General features: G+C 63.5%; 15 protein-coding genes. 6 read left to right on the top strand and 9 right to left on the bottom strand.

Going from position 1 to position 14,480, the window contains the following annotated elements; all coding sequences use genetic code 11:
* Nucleotides 1-40: 40 nt before the first annotated feature.
* Nucleotides 41-361 carry a hypothetical protein gene (locus BRPE64_RS14580; RefSeq protein WP_232519249.1) on the bottom strand — a complete coding sequence of 107 codons (321 nt, stop codon included), beginning with the start codon at nt 359-361 and terminating at the stop codon, nt 41-43.
* 96 nt (nt 362-457) lie between these two features.
* On the opposite strand from BRPE64_RS14580, the gene BRPE64_RS14575 reads away from it, so the two are divergent.
* From BRPE64_RS14575 to BRPE64_RS14565, 3 genes are all read left to right on the top strand, one after another.
* Nucleotides 458-1,006, top strand: coding sequence for a phosphonate degradation HD-domain oxygenase (locus BRPE64_RS14575; protein WP_044042233.1), 549 nt, complete (start codon nt 458-460; stop codon nt 1,004-1,006).
* Between the two features lie 127 nt (nt 1,007-1,133).
* Nucleotides 1,134-2,543 (top strand): DHA2 family efflux MFS transporter permease subunit, encoded by a 1,410-nt coding sequence (locus BRPE64_RS14570; protein WP_016354203.1) that lies wholly within the window; start codon nt 1,134-1,136, stop codon nt 2,541-2,543.
* Between the two features lie 105 nt (nt 2,544-2,648).
* Complete coding sequence (locus BRPE64_RS14565) at nt 2,649-3,212, top strand: lytic transglycosylase domain-containing protein (RefSeq protein WP_016354202.1); 564 nt, start codon at nt 2,649-2,651, stop codon at nt 3,210-3,212.
* A gap of 115 nt (nt 3,213-3,327) precedes the next feature.
* Here BRPE64_RS14565 and BRPE64_RS33200 read toward each other — a convergent pair whose 3' ends face one another.
* Both BRPE64_RS33200 and BRPE64_RS14555 read right to left on the bottom strand, forming a co-directional pair.
* Entirely contained in the window at nt 3,328-3,720 is a 393-nt protein-coding gene (locus BRPE64_RS33200; protein WP_016354201.1) for a hypothetical protein, read from the bottom strand.
* Nucleotides 3,721-3,859: 139 nt separating this feature from the next.
* A complete protein-coding gene (locus tag BRPE64_RS14555) occupies nt 3,860-4,201 on the bottom strand; it encodes a hypothetical protein (RefSeq protein WP_044042232.1) in 342 nt (113 codons plus the stop codon).
* Between the two features lie 400 nt (nt 4,202-4,601).
* Between BRPE64_RS14555 and BRPE64_RS14550 the strand changes: the two genes are divergently transcribed.
* Both BRPE64_RS14550 and BRPE64_RS14545 read left to right on the top strand, forming a co-directional pair.
* Nucleotides 4,602-5,075 (top strand): prolipoprotein diacylglyceryl transferase, encoded by a 474-nt coding sequence (locus BRPE64_RS14550; protein WP_016354199.1) that lies wholly within the window; start codon nt 4,602-4,604, stop codon nt 5,073-5,075.
* Between the two features lie 212 nt (nt 5,076-5,287).
* Nucleotides 5,288-5,803 (top strand): Mpo1 family 2-hydroxy fatty acid dioxygenase, encoded by a 516-nt coding sequence (locus tag BRPE64_RS14545; RefSeq protein ID WP_016354198.1) that lies wholly within the window; start codon nt 5,288-5,290, stop codon nt 5,801-5,803.
* On the opposite strand, the gene rarD is transcribed toward BRPE64_RS14545, so the two are convergent.
* Nucleotides 5,804-6,781: an EamA family transporter RarD gene (gene rarD, locus BRPE64_RS14540; RefSeq protein ID WP_016354197.1), complete on the bottom strand. Its 978-nt coding sequence runs from the start codon at nt 6,779-6,781 to the stop codon at nt 5,804-5,806.
* A gap of 441 nt (nt 6,782-7,222) precedes the next feature.
* On the opposite strand from rarD, the gene egtD reads away from it, so the two are divergent.
* Nucleotides 7,223-8,191: an L-histidine N(alpha)-methyltransferase gene (gene egtD, locus BRPE64_RS14535; RefSeq protein WP_044042231.1), complete on the top strand. Its 969-nt coding sequence runs from the start codon at nt 7,223-7,225 to the stop codon at nt 8,189-8,191.
* Here the strand turns inward: egtD and BRPE64_RS14530 are convergent.
* The 5 genes from BRPE64_RS14530 to BRPE64_RS14510 form a co-directional block, all read right to left on the bottom strand.
* A complete protein-coding gene (locus BRPE64_RS14530) occupies nt 8,188-8,484 on the bottom strand; it encodes an acylphosphatase (protein ID WP_044042639.1) in 297 nt (98 codons plus the stop codon). The genes egtD and BRPE64_RS14530 overlap by 4 nt on opposite strands.
* A 65-nt stretch (nt 8,485-8,549) precedes the next feature.
* On the bottom strand, nt 8,550-9,689 hold the full coding sequence (locus BRPE64_RS14525) for a hybrid sensor histidine kinase/response regulator (protein WP_016354194.1): 1,140 nt from the start codon (nt 9,687-9,689) through the stop codon (nt 8,550-8,552).
* A gap of 20 nt (nt 9,690-9,709) precedes the next feature.
* Nucleotides 9,710-10,306 (bottom strand): chemotaxis protein CheB, encoded by a 597-nt coding sequence (locus BRPE64_RS14520; protein WP_044042230.1) that lies wholly within the window; start codon nt 10,304-10,306, stop codon nt 9,710-9,712.
* Between the two features lie 2 nt (nt 10,307-10,308).
* A complete protein-coding gene (locus tag BRPE64_RS14515; protein ID WP_016354192.1) occupies nt 10,309-11,166 on the bottom strand; it encodes a CheR family methyltransferase in 858 nt (285 codons plus the stop codon).
* Nucleotides 11,163-14,309, bottom strand: coding sequence for a response regulator (locus tag BRPE64_RS14510; protein ID WP_044042228.1), 3,147 nt, complete (start codon nt 14,307-14,309; stop codon nt 11,163-11,165). The genes BRPE64_RS14515 and BRPE64_RS14510 overlap by 4 nt, the downstream gene beginning before the upstream one ends.
* Nucleotides 14,310-14,480 lie beyond the last annotated feature (171 nt).

The raw sequence follows: 14,480 nt of genomic DNA, 5'->3' as shown, positions 1-14,480 counted from the left end.
TCAGGGTCTCTTCGCACGATGCGGCAATGCAACACGCTCTCTATCGCCCCGTCACGATGCGCGCTGCCGCATCGCCCAGCAAGTCGAAGATGGCACGCGCGGGCTTCAGATAACGCGCGATATGCAGCCTGATATTGACCACCGCCACGATAAAAATGACCAGCGTCATCAGCAAATAATCACGCCGTTCCGGCACGAGGCCATAACGCGAATGCAGCAGCACGAAGACAATCCACGCGAACGCGGGCGCGTGCAGCGTCCAGTGCCGTTGCGCGAAATGCCACGCAATGCGGCGCACTTCACGGCGCGAGCGCAGATCGAGTCCGGCAAGTTCGGGACGCCGGCTGAAGGAGAAAGGCATCGCGTGGTCCTCGCGTTGCGCCATCGTCGCGTCATAAAGGCGCGCGACAATCCCGGGATTTCGCTTCCAGCATACGCACTTCAAGGCTTCGTGACGATGGCGCTTTCCCTCGACGACATTCAGCATCTCTTCGATCGTTACGGCTCGATCGCCTATAGCGGCGAACCGGTCACGCAATTGCAGCACGCGCTGCAAAGCGCGACGCTTGCGCAACAGGCGGGCGCGAGCCGCGAACTCATCGTCGCGGCGTTGCTGCACGACCTCGGGCATCTGCTGAATCAGCAAGGCGAGACGCCGAGCGAGCGTGGCATCGACGATCTGCATCAGTACTTCGCGCTGCCGTTCCTGCGGCCGCTGTTTTCCGATGCCGTGCTCGAACCGATCCGCCTGCACGTCGATGCGAAGCGCTGCCTGTGCGCGATCGATGCGTCGTATCATGCGCGGCTTTCCGCCGATTCCGTGCGGAGCCTGCAATTGCAGGGCGGCGTCTTCGATGCCGATGAAGCGCACGCGTTTCTCGCGAAGCCCTACGCCAAAGATGCGCTCGCGCTGCGCCGCTGGGACGACGAAGCGAAAGACGCACAACGCGTCACGCCCGCGCTGCCGTATTTCATGGAGATGGCGGCAAGCGTCGCGCGGGTTTGAGGGCACGGCGTCTGGAAACGCCCGTGCGCTTCTCGCGCTAGACTGGCGGCATGCCATCATCTTTTTTCCCGCACGCCCTGCAACGCGTCTTGCAGCAAGCCTTCAACGCCTACGCGAGCGACGCATCGTGAAAGGCGGAAATTTCCGCCTCACTGCGGCCGTCGTCGCCAGTGCGCTATTCATGCAGAACATGGACGGAACGATCGTCGCGACCGCCATCCCGACGATGGCCCGCGATCTTCAGGTCGATCCCGTTCATCTGAGCAGCGCGATCACCGCGTATCTCGTCGCGCTGACGGTGTTCATTCCCGCAAGCGGCTGGGTGGCCGACCGCTTCGGCGCGCGGCGCGTGTTCATGTGGGCGATCGCGACCTTCACGCTGGCATCGATCGCCTGCGCCGCCGCGATGAACCTGCCGCAATTGCTGGCCGCGCGCGTCGTACAGGGACTGGGCGGCGCGATGATGGTGCCCGTCGGCCGGCTGATCCTGTTTCGTGGCGTCAAGCGCGAAGAACTGCTTCAGGCGACGACGTGGCTCACCATGCCCGCGCTCGTCGGTCCGCTGCTCGGTCCGCCGCTCGGCGGCTTTCTCACCGACGCGCTCAGTTGGCGCAGCATCTTCTGGGTCAACGCGCCGGTCGGTATCGCGGGCATGCTGCTGACGTGGAAACTGCTGCCGCCCTCGCCGCCCGAAAGCCGCACGCCGCCCGATCTGCGCGGCATGGTGTTGTCGGGCGCATCGCTCAGTCTGTTTATGATCGGCATCGAAAGCGCGGGGCGCGGCGTGCTGCCGCCGGGCGTGCCGTGGATCGGCGTCGCGGTCGGTCTGCTGCTCTTTCGCGCGACGGTGCTGCATTGCCGCCGCGTAGCCAATCCGGCGATCGACTTCTCGCTGCTGTCGATCCCGACATTCCATGCCGCGACCATCGCCGGCAGCCTGTTTCGCGCGGGCGCGGGCGCGCTGCCGTTCCTCGTGCCGCTCACGCTGCAAACCGGCTTCGGCTACAGCGCGACATCCAGCGGCCTCGTCACGTTCGCGAGCGCGCTCGGCTCGTTCTGCATGCGCCCGATGACCGCGCTCGCACTAAGACGCTTCTCGGTGCGCACGGTGCTGTGCGCGGGCAGCGTGTGCTTCGCGGCCGTGTTGCTCGTCTGCTCGACGATGTCGCAGGCCTGGCCCGCCGCCGCGATCTTCGTGCTGTTGCTGCTCGGCGGATTCGGCCGCTCGCTCAGCTTCGCGACGATGGGCGCACTCGCCTTCGCCGACGTCCCGAAGCCGCGCCTCGCTGCCGCGACGTCGTTTCAGGGCACCGCGCAGCAGTTGATGAAGGCTGTGGGCGTGACCGTCGCGGCCGGCACGATCCAGGCGACGATGCTCGTCACCGGTAGCGCGCACACGGAGCGCTGGCAACTCGCCTGCGCTTTCATCGCGACGGCGCTCGTAGTTCTGGCTTCGCTGCCGATGTTCGCGCGCCTCTCCGTGGACGCAGGCGAAGGCATTTCGGCGCCGTCCGGGAAGCGCGCGGAACGCACGTAAATCATTCCGATTGTGGAAACGAAACATCAGATTTAAGACAAGTCCATGATCCACAAGGAATTTTTATGGGGATATAATGCGACTCTTCTTTGATCTCACCTTCCGATGCGCCGTTTTCTCGTCACCTTCGCCGCCCTTGCCATCTCGCTGAGCACCGCGCACACCGCGTTCGCTCAGGAAAACGCGCTCGCCGCCAGCGACGCGTCCGCTCAGCAAGACGCGAAGGCGGAGCAGGCCAATCACAAGATTTCGGAGTTTTTGACGCGCAAATTCGGCGTGGCGCGGGAGAAGGCGCAGACCATCGCGACTGCGGTGATGTCGTCGTCGTCGAAATATTCGCTTCCGCCGGCGCTGTTGCTCGCGATCATTTCCATCGAATCGCGCTTCAAGGAAACGGCCATCGGGCCGAATAACGCGACCGGGCTCATGCAAGTGGTGCCGTCGGCGCACAAGAAACTCGTGCGCAATATCGATCTGACGGACCCTGAAGACAACATCGAAGCCGGCTCGGCGATCCTGCACGGTTATATGAAAAACGCACAGGGCGACCTCGACGCCGCGCTGAAAAGCTACGGCGGCTCGCGCGCCTATGCCGAAAAAGTCAGCCTGCGCGTGAAGACATTCGAACCCGCTGCGTCTGCCGATGCTGCGTCGGCGAGCGGTCAGTGAATCTCGCGCCTGTCACGGCGCATCAACCTTAGTCTTATATTGAGCGCCGCACCGGGCGGATGCCGCATCGCATTGTTGCGACTGCGGCGATCGAGCCTGCGTGCGCGCTCGCATATCAGTAAGCCTTCTGCGTACCGCTGCCCTTCGCGGGCGTGCCGCCCGAATTCATGTTGCCGTTGTTCGGCGCGCTGCGCTTGATCGTGCCTTGATCCTGGCTCATGCCGTTGGTGGCGTCGTTGCTCATGCCGCTCTTGGCGCCCGTGCCCGCGGTGCCGTCCGACGAACCGCCCACGCCGGTGCCACTCATTCCGACGCCGCCGCCCTTGCCGCCCGCCGCCGAACCGGCACCCGACGAGCCGTTACCGCCTGCTCCCATCGAGCCGCCCGCTGCCGCGCCGCCCGCACTGCCGCCGCCTGCACCGCCGCCGCCGCCCGCTTGCGCATAGACACCGCCGGACAGTCCTAACACCAGCGCCGAGATCACCAGTTTTTTCGTAGTCGCGTTCATCGAAAGTCTCCAAAGTTTGCGTGTCGGTCGCGATATGTGACTTCTTCGCTATCACGCGACCGTATTTCCTTTAGCGCAAAGCACGTGCCGCGACTTCGTAGTCTTCCGGGTCTCGCCGACTCAAGCGATCAATATGTGCTCAATAGCCGCACGGCACGTAGGCGCGGCGATAGTTGTCGTAGCAGTAGCCCGGCGGCTGCGCGGGCTGGGCGTACGCCGGTTGGGCATACACCGGTTGCTGCGCATAAACCGGTTGTTCATAGACCTGCTGCGCGGGTTGTGCGTACACCGGCTGCGCGTTGGCGACCGAAGTCACGAGCGCCCCAAGCACCGCACCGCCGATCAATGCACCGACGATCGCGCCGCCATCTCCGCCGCCGCCATGACCACCGCCATAGCCGCCGCCGTATCCGTGCGCCGATGCCTGGCCTGCCACTGTCAAACTTCCAATCATCACCAAGACAAGTGCTGCGCGTTTCATGAGTTTCTCCAATTCCCGTTTAGCCGGGTTCATGTAGCGCATCTTAAGCAACCGGCTAAAAAATAACTGCAGCGTTTGGTAACCGCGCATTTCAACGATTACAAATAGCCGGAAATCGCTTAGGCGAGAATAATTTCGGATAACGAATCATTATCGATAAAAGTTACAAATCGAATCGAATTCGCGCGATCGTAACAACTTTTTCCCTTGCCTCGGTAAGGCGCGAGGATAAACCCAACGACTTAAGACGCCTTTACCGCATGCCGTTTCATCTGCTCGCGATTGGTTACTTTTTGTCACCGGATAATCGTCAACGATATTCACGGACGCGGCGTTTTCACCCTCAGCGCGGCGTCATGCGCCACGCGTCCTACATAAAAGATCAAGGGAGTTTGAAACCATGAAGAAGATTGTCGCTGCTCTCGCATCCGCCATGCTCGTCACCACCGTGTTCGCTCAAACGGCCACGACCGACGCAGGCAAGGCGCAACTGAAGGCCAACCAGGAAAAGGCCGAGGCTCAAGCAACCGCGAACAAAAAGAAGGCGGACGCGCAGCACGATGCCGCGAAGGCGCAAGCCTCCGCAAACGAGGACAAGGCATCGGCGCAGGCCGATGCCAACAAGGAAGCCGCGAAAGTAGCGCAGGCGACCACGCCGGAGCAAGCCTCCGACGCGCGCGGCGACGCCGCCAAGGCACAGGCTAAAGCCAACAAGAAGAAGCACGCTGCACAAACCAAGGCCGACAAGAAAAAGCAGGACGCAGCGAAGGATGCCAACGTGGCGCAAGCGAAGGCCGACAAGGAAAAAGTCGAGGCACAAAGCGACGCAAACAAGTCGGCCGCCGATGCGAAGATCGACGCGGCGAAGAAGTAAGGGAGGCCGTCGTCATCGCATCGCGTACTGGCATTGCATAAAGACAAACCAGTGCGTTGAATTCAAGCGAGCCTGCGGGCTCGCTTTTTTTTATCGGCTGAAGCGTCGCGGCACTAAAGACACTAAAGGAAATGCTCTACTTGCCGCCGTCGCCATGCGGCTTATCATTCGTGGAATAGACGAACGAAAAGAACACGAAGGAGACGCCCGTCATGCGCACGCTGACCGATCAGTTGTCGCAGTACGCCGATTATCATCGCGACAAACGCAATGTCGCGACGCATTTCGTCGGCATTCCGCTCATCGTGCTGGCTATCGCGGCGTTGCTGAGTCGCCCCGCGTGGCCCGTCTTTTCAGGCACATTCGCGCTGACGCCCGCATGGCTGCTGTTCGCGCTCGCCACGCTCTACTATCTCTGGCTCGACGTGCCGCTCGGCATCGGCATGGGGATTGTCTCGGCACTGAGCGCGGCATTCGGTCGATGGGCGGCAGCGCAGCCCACGCCGATCTGGCTCGCGCTCGGCATCGGCATGTTCGTGATCGGCTGGGCGTTTCAGTTCATCGGGCATGTTCGCTATGAACATCGCAAGCCGGCATTCGTCGACGATATCGTCGGGCTTCTGATCGGACCGCTTTTTATACTCGTCGAAGTGCTGTCCGGACTCGGCATTCGGCGCGATCTTCACGATGCGATCCAAACCCAAGCCCGAACGCGCACCGCGCATTGATCAGCCGACGCGCTCGATTTCTTCCGCGACGGTCTCGTGCTCCGCGCTCGCGTGATGTTCGCTCATCGGCAGCGTGGCGCGGCGCGTGCGCTCGCGCATCAGGAGACGCGCGCTGTGCACGCCCGTCAACACCACTGCGATCCAGATCGGCACGTAGGTGCCAAGCTGCCGCATCGAAAACGGTTCGCCGAGCAGCAGCACCGCGACGCCCACCAGCAGCACCGGCTCCACGTAGCCGAGAATGCCGAAGAGCGCGATCGGCAGATGCCGGCTCGCGCGCAAATACGAAGCAAGCGCAATGGTGCTCAACGCACCTAAGCCGGGCAAGAGCAGCATCCAGAGATGCGGCGTGGGCGCGACCTGCGCGAACGAGCCGCGCGCGAACAGCATGATCAACGCGACGGGCGCGATCAGCATGATTTCCACCGCGAACGACACGAGCGGATCGGCATTGAGCCGCCGCCGGATCATGAAATAAGGCGGATAGCCCAGCATCACGACGAGCGTCGGCCACGCGAACGCATGCGTGACGATCAGTTCGTGCGCGACGCCCACCGTCGCCGCCGCAACGCCCGCCCATTGGAAACCGTCGAGGCGCTCGCCGTAATGAAAGCGGCCGAGCAGCACCATCGCGAGCGGCAAAAGAAAATAGCCGAGCGACACTTCGAGCGCGCGCCCGTGCAGCGGCGCCCATAGAAAAATCCACAATTGCAGGCCGAGCAGCGCGGCGACAACCGCATACGCCAGCAGCAGATGCGGGGTTTTGGCGAGCTTCAAAACGAGCGCGCATAATTGCGGCCAGCGGTTTCGCAGCGCAACGAGTGCGAGCGCGCCGGGCAGCGTCCAGACGATACGCCACGCGAAAATATCGAGGCCATCCAGCGGAGCGAGCCACTTCGTATAGCCGGACATGAGCGCGAACAGCGCGGAAGCGGCGACGGACAGCGCGATGCCGCGCCCCAGTTCATGCTGATTCATCGAGTGTGGCGCGAAGCGCGAAGTGAAAACGCAAGCCGAATGAAATTAATCTGCCGGGAATGGCGCATTCTAAACGGAGCCCGCCGCCGTTCTTCAAGATTCGCTTCAAATGAAAGTTGGCGGGCGTGCCCGCTTTTTGCTTCCATCATGCTTCGCATTCAGGCATGAAACGCGCTGAGTGAGCCTGTTTTGAATCCGCGTTTGAGTGCGCCTTGAGTCCGCTCGAACGGTTTCTCGCGCGGTGGTTCGAAGTTGTCCTTTGCCGGTCACGCTGATCGGCGATCCTTTGGCGGTCCGGCATCGTTCCGGTCCGCTTCCGAAGTCCGGGCGGCGTCATGCGCGATCCTGCGCCGCTCACGTCATTGCATCCGCCGCAACACGCGCCGTGCCGGTTCCGACAAGAACGGCATGCGAAGAAAACGCCGCATCGATGGAGACGTCATGACTCAACCAGCCCTATCGCCTCGCTTTTCCAACGCTTTCGCCGAAGCCGTCCACGCCGGCCTCAGCAAACATCCGCAGAAAGAATTGCCCTCGATGTATCTGTATGACGAAGTGGGCTCCGCGCTTTTCGAGGTGATCACCGCGTTGCCCGAATACGGCGTGACGCGCGCCGAAGAGCGCGTGCTGAAAGACCACGCGACGGATATCGTCGCGGCCATGCCGGGCGACATCAAGGTCGCGGAACTCGGCAGCGGCAGCGGCCGCAAGACGCGCCGCATTCTCGAAGCCCTGTGTAAGAAGCAGCCCACTGCTTACCATCCGATTGAAATTTCGCGCACCGCTCTGCAGTTGTGCCGCCGCGAACTGAGCGACATCGAGCGCGTATCGATCGTCGGACACGAGCGCGATTACCTCGCGGGATTATCGGAAGTCAGTTCGAAACGCAGTGAAGGCGAACGGCTGCTCGTGCTCTTTCTCGGCAGCACCATCGGCAATTTCGCGCGGCTCGCGGCGACGCGCTTTCTGCGCTCGATCCGCGGCATGCTGCAACCCGGCGACGCGCTCCTGCTCGGCACCGATCTCATCAAACCGCTGCCGACGCTGATTGCCGCGTACGACGATCCGATCGGCGTTACGGCCGCGTTCAACCTGAACATGCTCGCGCGCATCAACCGCGAGTTGGGCGGCGATTTTCCGCTCGATGCGTTCGAGCACGTCGCACGTTTCAACCCGGATGCGCGCAGCATCGAGATGCATTTGCGGGCGAAACGCGCGCTGTCCGTGCGCGTGCGCGGCGCAGATCTGCGCGCGGAATTCCGCGAGGGCGAGACGATCTGGACGGAGAGCAGCCACAAGTACGCGGCTGAAGAGGTCGCGCCGATCGCCGCCGATGCGGGATTCGAATGCACGCATCAATGGCGTGATGAGGAATGGCAGTTCGCGGAGAGTCTGCTCGTTGCGCGTTAATGTTGTTCGAAGCGTTCATAACGCTTCTCGATGTGACGCTCTTCGCTGACGAAGTCGGTAACGCGGGCATGCGGCGGCCCGCGTCGCAGCCATTCGAGCATCAGATCGACCTGATTGGCCGCGCCCTGGACGATCGCTTCGACCGAGCCGTCGTCGAGATTGGCGACCCAGCCGCGCACGCCAAGCTCATGCGCGCGCCTCACCGTGTGATGCCTGAAACCCACGCCCTGCACGACGCCCCGCACGCGCACGTAATAGGTTTCGATTCTCGTGTTCAGATCCGGGCCCGGCATTGCGTTCTCCATCGTTCGTTGTTCGTCGATAGGGCGCATTGTAGACACGCGCGCCCGCGAGCGCTTCAACTGAGACGGAACGGCTGCGCGTGATCGGCGTGCTCGCCGGCACGCGGGTGCAGCACGCGCGGCAACGTGACTTCGAAAATCGTGCCCGCTTCGGACGTCGACTTCACCCGGACGTCGCCGCCGTGCATCTGCGCAATCTCCCGCGTGATGTAGAGCCCGAGACCGAGGCCGCTCGATTCGTTCTGGCGTTGCCCCGAGCGATACGGCGCGAAGATCGTCGGCAGAATTTCGGCGGGAATTTCGCCGGCGTTCTGCACCACGATGGTGACGGCGTCGGCATTGCCGTCAAGGCGCACCTGAATCGCCGAGCCTTCGAGCCCGTGTTGCAACGCGTTGCCGATAAGGTTCGAAAACACCTGCGACAGCAGATCGCCGTCGCCCTGCAGCAGCGTGTCGCCCTGACGCAGCACGAAGATGCGCCCGCGCCCGACGCGCGCCTCGTATTCATCGACGATATTTTTCGCGAGCGTCATCAGTTCCACCGCGCGCGGCTGCAAAGTCACGCGGCCGCCGCGCAGGCGCGCGAGGTTCAGCAACTGATCGACCATGCGCACCATGCGCATGCCGCTCGACTTGATGCGCGTGCCGATATTCGCGACGTTCTCGTCCTGCACGAAACGCGCGAGATATTCCGCCGACGCGATCACCGCCGACAACGGCGTGCGCAGATCGTGGCCGAGCACGGCCATCAGCATTTCGTTTGCGTCGAGCAGTTGCTGCACGGTCGCGAGTTGCGTCGCGAGTTGCTGCTTCTGGCGTTCCATCTGGATGAACACATCGACCTTCGAATTCAGGATGCGCGAATCGAACGGCTTGTAGAGAAAGTCCACCGCGCCCGCTTCGTAACCGCGGAACGTGCGGCTCGCGTCCTGCGCGGTCGCCGTGAGAAAGATGATCGGCACGTGCGCGGTGCGCGGGCTGCCGCGCATCAGTTCGGCCAGTTCGAAGCCGTCCATGCCGGGCATGTTGACATCGAGAATGGCGAGCGCGACTTCGTGCTTGAGCAGAAGCTCGAGCGCGGCCGGTCCCGATTCGGCTTTCAGCACCGACAAATCCGGCCGCGCAAGCGACGCTTCGAGCGCGGTGATGTTGTTGCGGATGTCGTCGACGATCAGCACGTGGATGGGTTGCGTCATCTGGAGACTCCTTGCCTCTTTCATTTCGAGTGGTCCACGTATTGCGTGAGCCGCATCGCCATCTGTTCCAGCGTGAGCACTTCGTTCGCGGCGTCCGCCGCAATGGCCGCGAGCGGCATCGCGGGAGCGGTGGCCGTCGCCGGGTCTTGCGCCCAGCACGCGCCGCCCGCTTCGCGAATCGTGCGCGCGCCGCGGGCGCCGTCGTCGTTGGCGCCGGACAGGACGATGCTGAGCAGCCGCTCGCCATAGGCATGCGCCGCCGACTCGAACAGCACGTCCACCGACGGCCGCGAGAAGCGCACCGGCGGGTCGATCGACAGCGCGATCGACGGCGCCGCGCCGCCTTCCGCCTCAACGAGCATGTGATAGCCCGGCGGCGCGAAATACACGGTGCCCGGCGCGATCTCGTCCTTGTCGAACGGTTCTTCGATGGCGAGCGCGCAGCGCGCGGCGAACAGCCCCGGCAACAGGCTCGGCTGCCCTTGCCGCACGTGCACGACGACGAGCACCGGTGCCGCGAACGCTTTCGGCAGCACCGGCAGCAACAGGTTGAGCGCCTCGACGCCGCCCGCCGATGCGCCGATCACGACTGCTCCGATGCGCGCTGCGTCGAACATCGTCACACCTTCTGGTAAAGCCGCTCGCGCGGATTGAAGTCCGCAAAGCGGTCCGCGTACTTCGAAAAACGCAGGCTCTCCTTGCTGCCGAGACCGAGAAACCCGCGCCGCACGAGCGAATCGCTGAACAGGCCGAGCGCGCGATCCTGCAAAGCGCGATCGAAATAGATCAGCACATTGCGGCACGACACCAGATGCGCTTCGAGAAACACGCTGTCGGTGGCGAGGCTATGATCCGCGAACACTACGCGCGACTTGAGCGTCTGCGAGAACTTCGCCGCTCCATAAGCCGCGTGATAGTAGTCCGACAGCGACCGCTTGCCGCCCGCCGCCAGATAGTTCTGGCTGAAGCTGGCCATGCGTTCGAGCGGATAAATACCATTTTCGGCCTGACGCAGCGCGTCGGCGTTGATATCCGTCGCGTAGAACACGGTGCGGTCCGCGATCTTCTCCTCGGCGAACAGCACCGCGAGCGACCACAGTTCCTCGCCGCTGCTGCATCCCGCGACCCAGACCTTGATCGACGGATACGTCTGCAGAATCGGCACGACCTGCTCGCGGATCGCGCGGAAATACTGCGGGTCGCGGAACATCTCGCTGACCTGCACCGTGAGGTACTGAAACAGCCGCGCGAACAGCGCCGGATCGCGCAGGATGCGCTCCTGCAATTGCGAAAGCGTCGGCAGATTCAGATCCTGCACCGCCTGCGCGAGCCTGCGCCGCAGCGAACTCACGGAGTAATGCCGGAAGTCGTGCTGATAGCGCAGGTAGATCGCTTCGAGGAGCAGCTTCAGTTCGATGTCGAACGTCGCGTCTTCGTCGTGCGTGCTTTCGGTCATGTGCAGGGTCGAATCGTTCATCGTTGCCGCAGCCATACGCGGCACAGCGAGACGAGCTTATCCACATCGATGGGCTTGGATATGTAATCGTCCGCACCCGCTTCGAGACATTTCTGGCGGTCGCTCGGCATTGCCTTCGCCGTCAGCGCGATGATCGGCAGCCGCGCATGCTGCGCCTGCTTGCGAATTTCGGTCATCGCGGTCAGGCCGTCCATCTCGGGCATCATCACGTCCATCAGAACGAGGTCGATGTCGCTGCGGCGCGCAAGCGCTTCGAGCGCCTCGCGCCCGTTGCGCGCGATTTCGAGCGTGGCGCCGAGCGGCTCGATCACGCGCGAGAGCGCGAAGATGTTGCGCACGTCGTCCTCGGCGAGGAGGATCGTGCGGCCTTCGAACACGTCGTCGCGCTGACGCGCCGCGCGCAGCATGCGCTGCTGTTCCGGCGGCAACGCGCTCTCGACGCTGTGCAGGAACAGCGTCACTTCGTCGAGCAGACGCTCCGGCGACTTCGCCCCCTTGATGATGATCGATTTCGAATAACGGCGCAGGCGCTGCTCTTCTTCCTGCGACAGCAGCCGTCCCGTATAGACGATCACCGGCGGCGACGCGGGGCCGCCGCTCGTCGACACGCGTTCGAGCAGTTCGTAGCCGGAGCCGTCGGGCAGCGCGAGATCCATCACGACGCAATCGAAGGACGCGCGCTGCATTTCGTCGAGCGCCTCGGCAATCGACCCCGCCTCGACGATCGCCACCGTCTCGCTCGCGAGCAGCGCGTGGATGCTCTGGCGCAGCGCCGGATCGTCCTCCACGACGAGCACGCGGCGCATGCCCTGCGACGAACGCGCTTCGAGCTTGCGGATCGCGGTTGCGAGATCGTCGCGCGCGCTCGGCTTGAGCGTGTAGCCGATCGCGCCGAGATGCAGCGCGACATCGGCGTGATCGGTCGCGGACACGATATGGATCGGAATATGACGCGTGAGCGGATCGTGCTTGAGCCATTCGAGCACCGTGAGACCGGACTGGTCCGGCAAGCCGATGTCGAGCAGGATGCCGCTCGGCTGCATCGAGCGCGCGAGTTCCACGCCTTGCGTCGCGGTGGCGGCGTGCACGCAGTCGAATTCGAGCTCGTGGGCGAGATCGTAGAGAATGCGCGCGAACGTCTGATCGTCCTCGATGACGAGAATCGCGCGATCCGGATGCTTCCGTTCGGCGCGGTCGTCGGCGATAGGCATCGGCTCGGGCATCGTAGACGGCATTGGCATGGGCGGCTGAGGCGGCGGTGCCTTGACCGGCGCGGGCGCGGCTTGCTGCATGGCCGCGGGCGCGGGCTCGCCCGTCTGCGTGAGCGTGTCGAGCTTCGCGACGACGGTGCCCTCGCGCGCGGCGATCGGCAGCGTCACGGAAAACACGCTGCCCTTGCCCGGTTCGCTCGTTACCGCGACCGTGCCGCCCAGCAGACGCGAAAATTCGCGCGAGATCGACAGTCCGAGGCCGCTGCCGCCGTATCTGCGGCTCGTGGTGCCGTCGGCCTGCTGGAACGCCTGGAAGATCATGTCCTGCTTTTCCCGCGCGATGCCGATGCCCGTATCGCGCACCTCGAAACGCAGCGCATTGTCGCTTGCGCGCTGCACCGCGACCGTCACGCTGCCGCGCTCGGTGAACTTGAACGCGTTCGACAGCAGATTGCGCAGCACTTGCAGCAGCCGCTGGCTGTCCGTGACGAAATACTGCGGCACGTTCTCGCCGTGTTCGGTGATGAATTCGAGGCCCTTGTTCTGCGCGACGGGCGCGAAGGACTGCTTCAGTGCCTCCAGGATCGAATCGACGGCGGCGGGCGCGAATTGCACGTCCATCTGACCGGCCTCGACTTTCGACAGATCGAGAATGTCGTTGATGAGCGAGAGCAGATCGCTGTTCGACGAATGAATCGTCGCGGCGAACCGCACCTGTTCGTCGGTGAGATTGCCTTGCTTGTTGTCCTGCAGGAGCTTCGCGAGAATCAGCGAGCTGTTGAGCGGCGTGCGCAACTCGTGCGACATGTTCGCGAGGAACTCCGACTTGTACTGGCTCGCGCGCTCCATTTCCAGCGCGTTCGCGGTCAGTTCCTGCTGCGCCTGCAAAAGCTCGGCCTTCTGCCGCTCCAGATGCTGCGTGTGTTCTTCGAGCTGGACATTGGTCTGTTCCAGTTCCGCCTGCTGCTGCTCCAGCCGCGCCTGCGAATCCTGCAACGCCCGGCCGCGCTCCTCCAGTTCCTCGTTCGACACGCGCAGCTCTTCCTGCTGCACCTGCATTTCCTCGCTCTGGCGCTGCGTTTCATCCAGCAGTTCGACGAGACGCGCACGATACTTCGCCGAGCGCAGCGCAACGCCGATCGGCTCCGCGGCCATGTCGAGCAGCGCGCGGGCATCGTCGAAACGGCCTTCGACGCCGACGAAACCCAGCTCGATCGCGCCGGCCACGTCGCCGTCGGCGTAGAGCGGCGCGATCACGACACGCGACGCCGCCGCTTTCCCCAGCGCGGAACCGGTTCTCAGATAGTGCGCGGAAGCGTCGCGCAGTTCGAGCACGCGCGCATCGGCGAGCGCCTGGCCGACGAGCCCTTCGCCCCGCGCAATCCGGCGCGGCGCGCTGTCCTCGTCCGGCAACGCCCACGCCGCCACGCGCACGAGCACCTCGCCTTCGAGCGCATAGACCACAGCCACTTTGGCATCGACGTACGGCACGATCGAACGCAGCACGCTCGCGCCGATCGAATCCGGAGACTGCTCGCCGCGCAGTTGCAGCGCAAGCTGCACGATGCCCTGCTGCAGCCAGGCCGTGCGTTGAACCGCGAGCCGCGATTTGATATACAGATGCGCCACCGCCGCGAGCACGAGCAGCACGACAATGCCCATCGCGCGATTGAGTTGCAGCACTTCGGGGTTCGCGCTTGCGTCGGCGGAGGAGAATACGTAGCCCGCGATCATCAGCGCCGACGAAACCGTGGCAACGACGATCGGCATAGCCGGCCGGTTCGCCCACACGCACAGGACGACAGGCAGCACGTAGAACACCCAGATCGCGACACGCATGGGCGTGAGCAGATCGATGGCGAACACGGCGGCAAGCGCGATCGCGATGGCGAGGTAGATCCAGGAGGTTAGGTTCCGAGTGTCTTGAGGCATCGTTCACCGGTTGTGTTCATGTTTTGCGCGGCCTCGCACCGGCAGCAGGCACGGACCATAGCATGACCGGCAAGCCCTTGTCACACCTAGGTTTGCGGCCGCTCGCCCAAACTCTTTTTGCGCGGCAGTTGTTACGAAACGCGGCCGCGCGTGCGTTTTCAACGAGGTAAG

Source organism: Caballeronia insecticola (genome assembly GCF_000402035.1).
GTDB classification, from domain to species: domain Bacteria; phylum Pseudomonadota; class Gammaproteobacteria; order Burkholderiales; family Burkholderiaceae; genus Caballeronia; species Caballeronia insecticola.
This window is presented reverse-complemented; position numbering and strand designations above follow the sequence as displayed.

Bases quoted from the DNA above. Each gene is read 5' to 3' on its own strand.
- BRPE64_RS14575 (WP_044042233.1), top strand. From the start codon at position 458: ATGGCGCTTTCCCTCGACGACATTCAGCATCTCTTCGATCGTTACGGC.
- BRPE64_RS14530 (WP_044042639.1), bottom strand. From the start codon at position 8,484: ATGCCGGGCCCGGATCTGAACACGAGAATCGAAACCTATTACGTGCGC.
- BRPE64_RS33200 (WP_016354201.1), bottom strand. From the start codon at position 3,720: ATGAACGCGACTACGAAAAAACTGGTGATCTCGGCGCTGGTGTTAGGA.
- rarD (WP_016354197.1), bottom strand. From the start codon at position 6,781: ATGAATCAGCATGAACTGGGGCGCGGCATCGCGCTGTCCGTCGCCGCT.
- BRPE64_RS14550 (WP_016354199.1), top strand. From the start codon at position 4,602: ATGAAGAAGATTGTCGCTGCTCTCGCATCCGCCATGCTCGTCACCACC.
- BRPE64_RS14555 (WP_044042232.1), bottom strand. From the start codon at position 4,201: ATGAAACGCGCAGCACTTGTCTTGGTGATGATTGGAAGTTTGACAGTG.
- BRPE64_RS14545 (WP_016354198.1), top strand. From the start codon at position 5,288: ATGCGCACGCTGACCGATCAGTTGTCGCAGTACGCCGATTATCATCGC.
- BRPE64_RS14520 (WP_044042230.1), bottom strand. From the start codon at position 10,306: ATGTTCGACGCAGCGCGCATCGGAGCAGTCGTGATCGGCGCATCGGCG.
- egtD (WP_044042231.1), top strand. From the start codon at position 7,223: ATGACTCAACCAGCCCTATCGCCTCGCTTTTCCAACGCTTTCGCCGAA.
- BRPE64_RS14515 (WP_016354192.1), bottom strand. From the start codon at position 11,166: ATGAACGATTCGACCCTGCACATGACCGAAAGCACGCACGACGAAGAC.
- BRPE64_RS14580 (WP_232519249.1), bottom strand. From the start codon at position 361: ATGCCTTTCTCCTTCAGCCGGCGTCCCGAACTTGCCGGACTCGATCTG.
- BRPE64_RS14565 (WP_016354202.1), top strand. From the start codon at position 2,649: ATGCGCCGTTTTCTCGTCACCTTCGCCGCCCTTGCCATCTCGCTGAGC.
- BRPE64_RS14525 (WP_016354194.1), bottom strand. From the start codon at position 9,689: ATGACGCAACCCATCCACGTGCTGATCGTCGACGACATCCGCAACAAC.
- BRPE64_RS14510 (WP_044042228.1), bottom strand. From the start codon at position 14,309: ATGCCTCAAGACACTCGGAACCTAACCTCCTGGATCTACCTCGCCATC.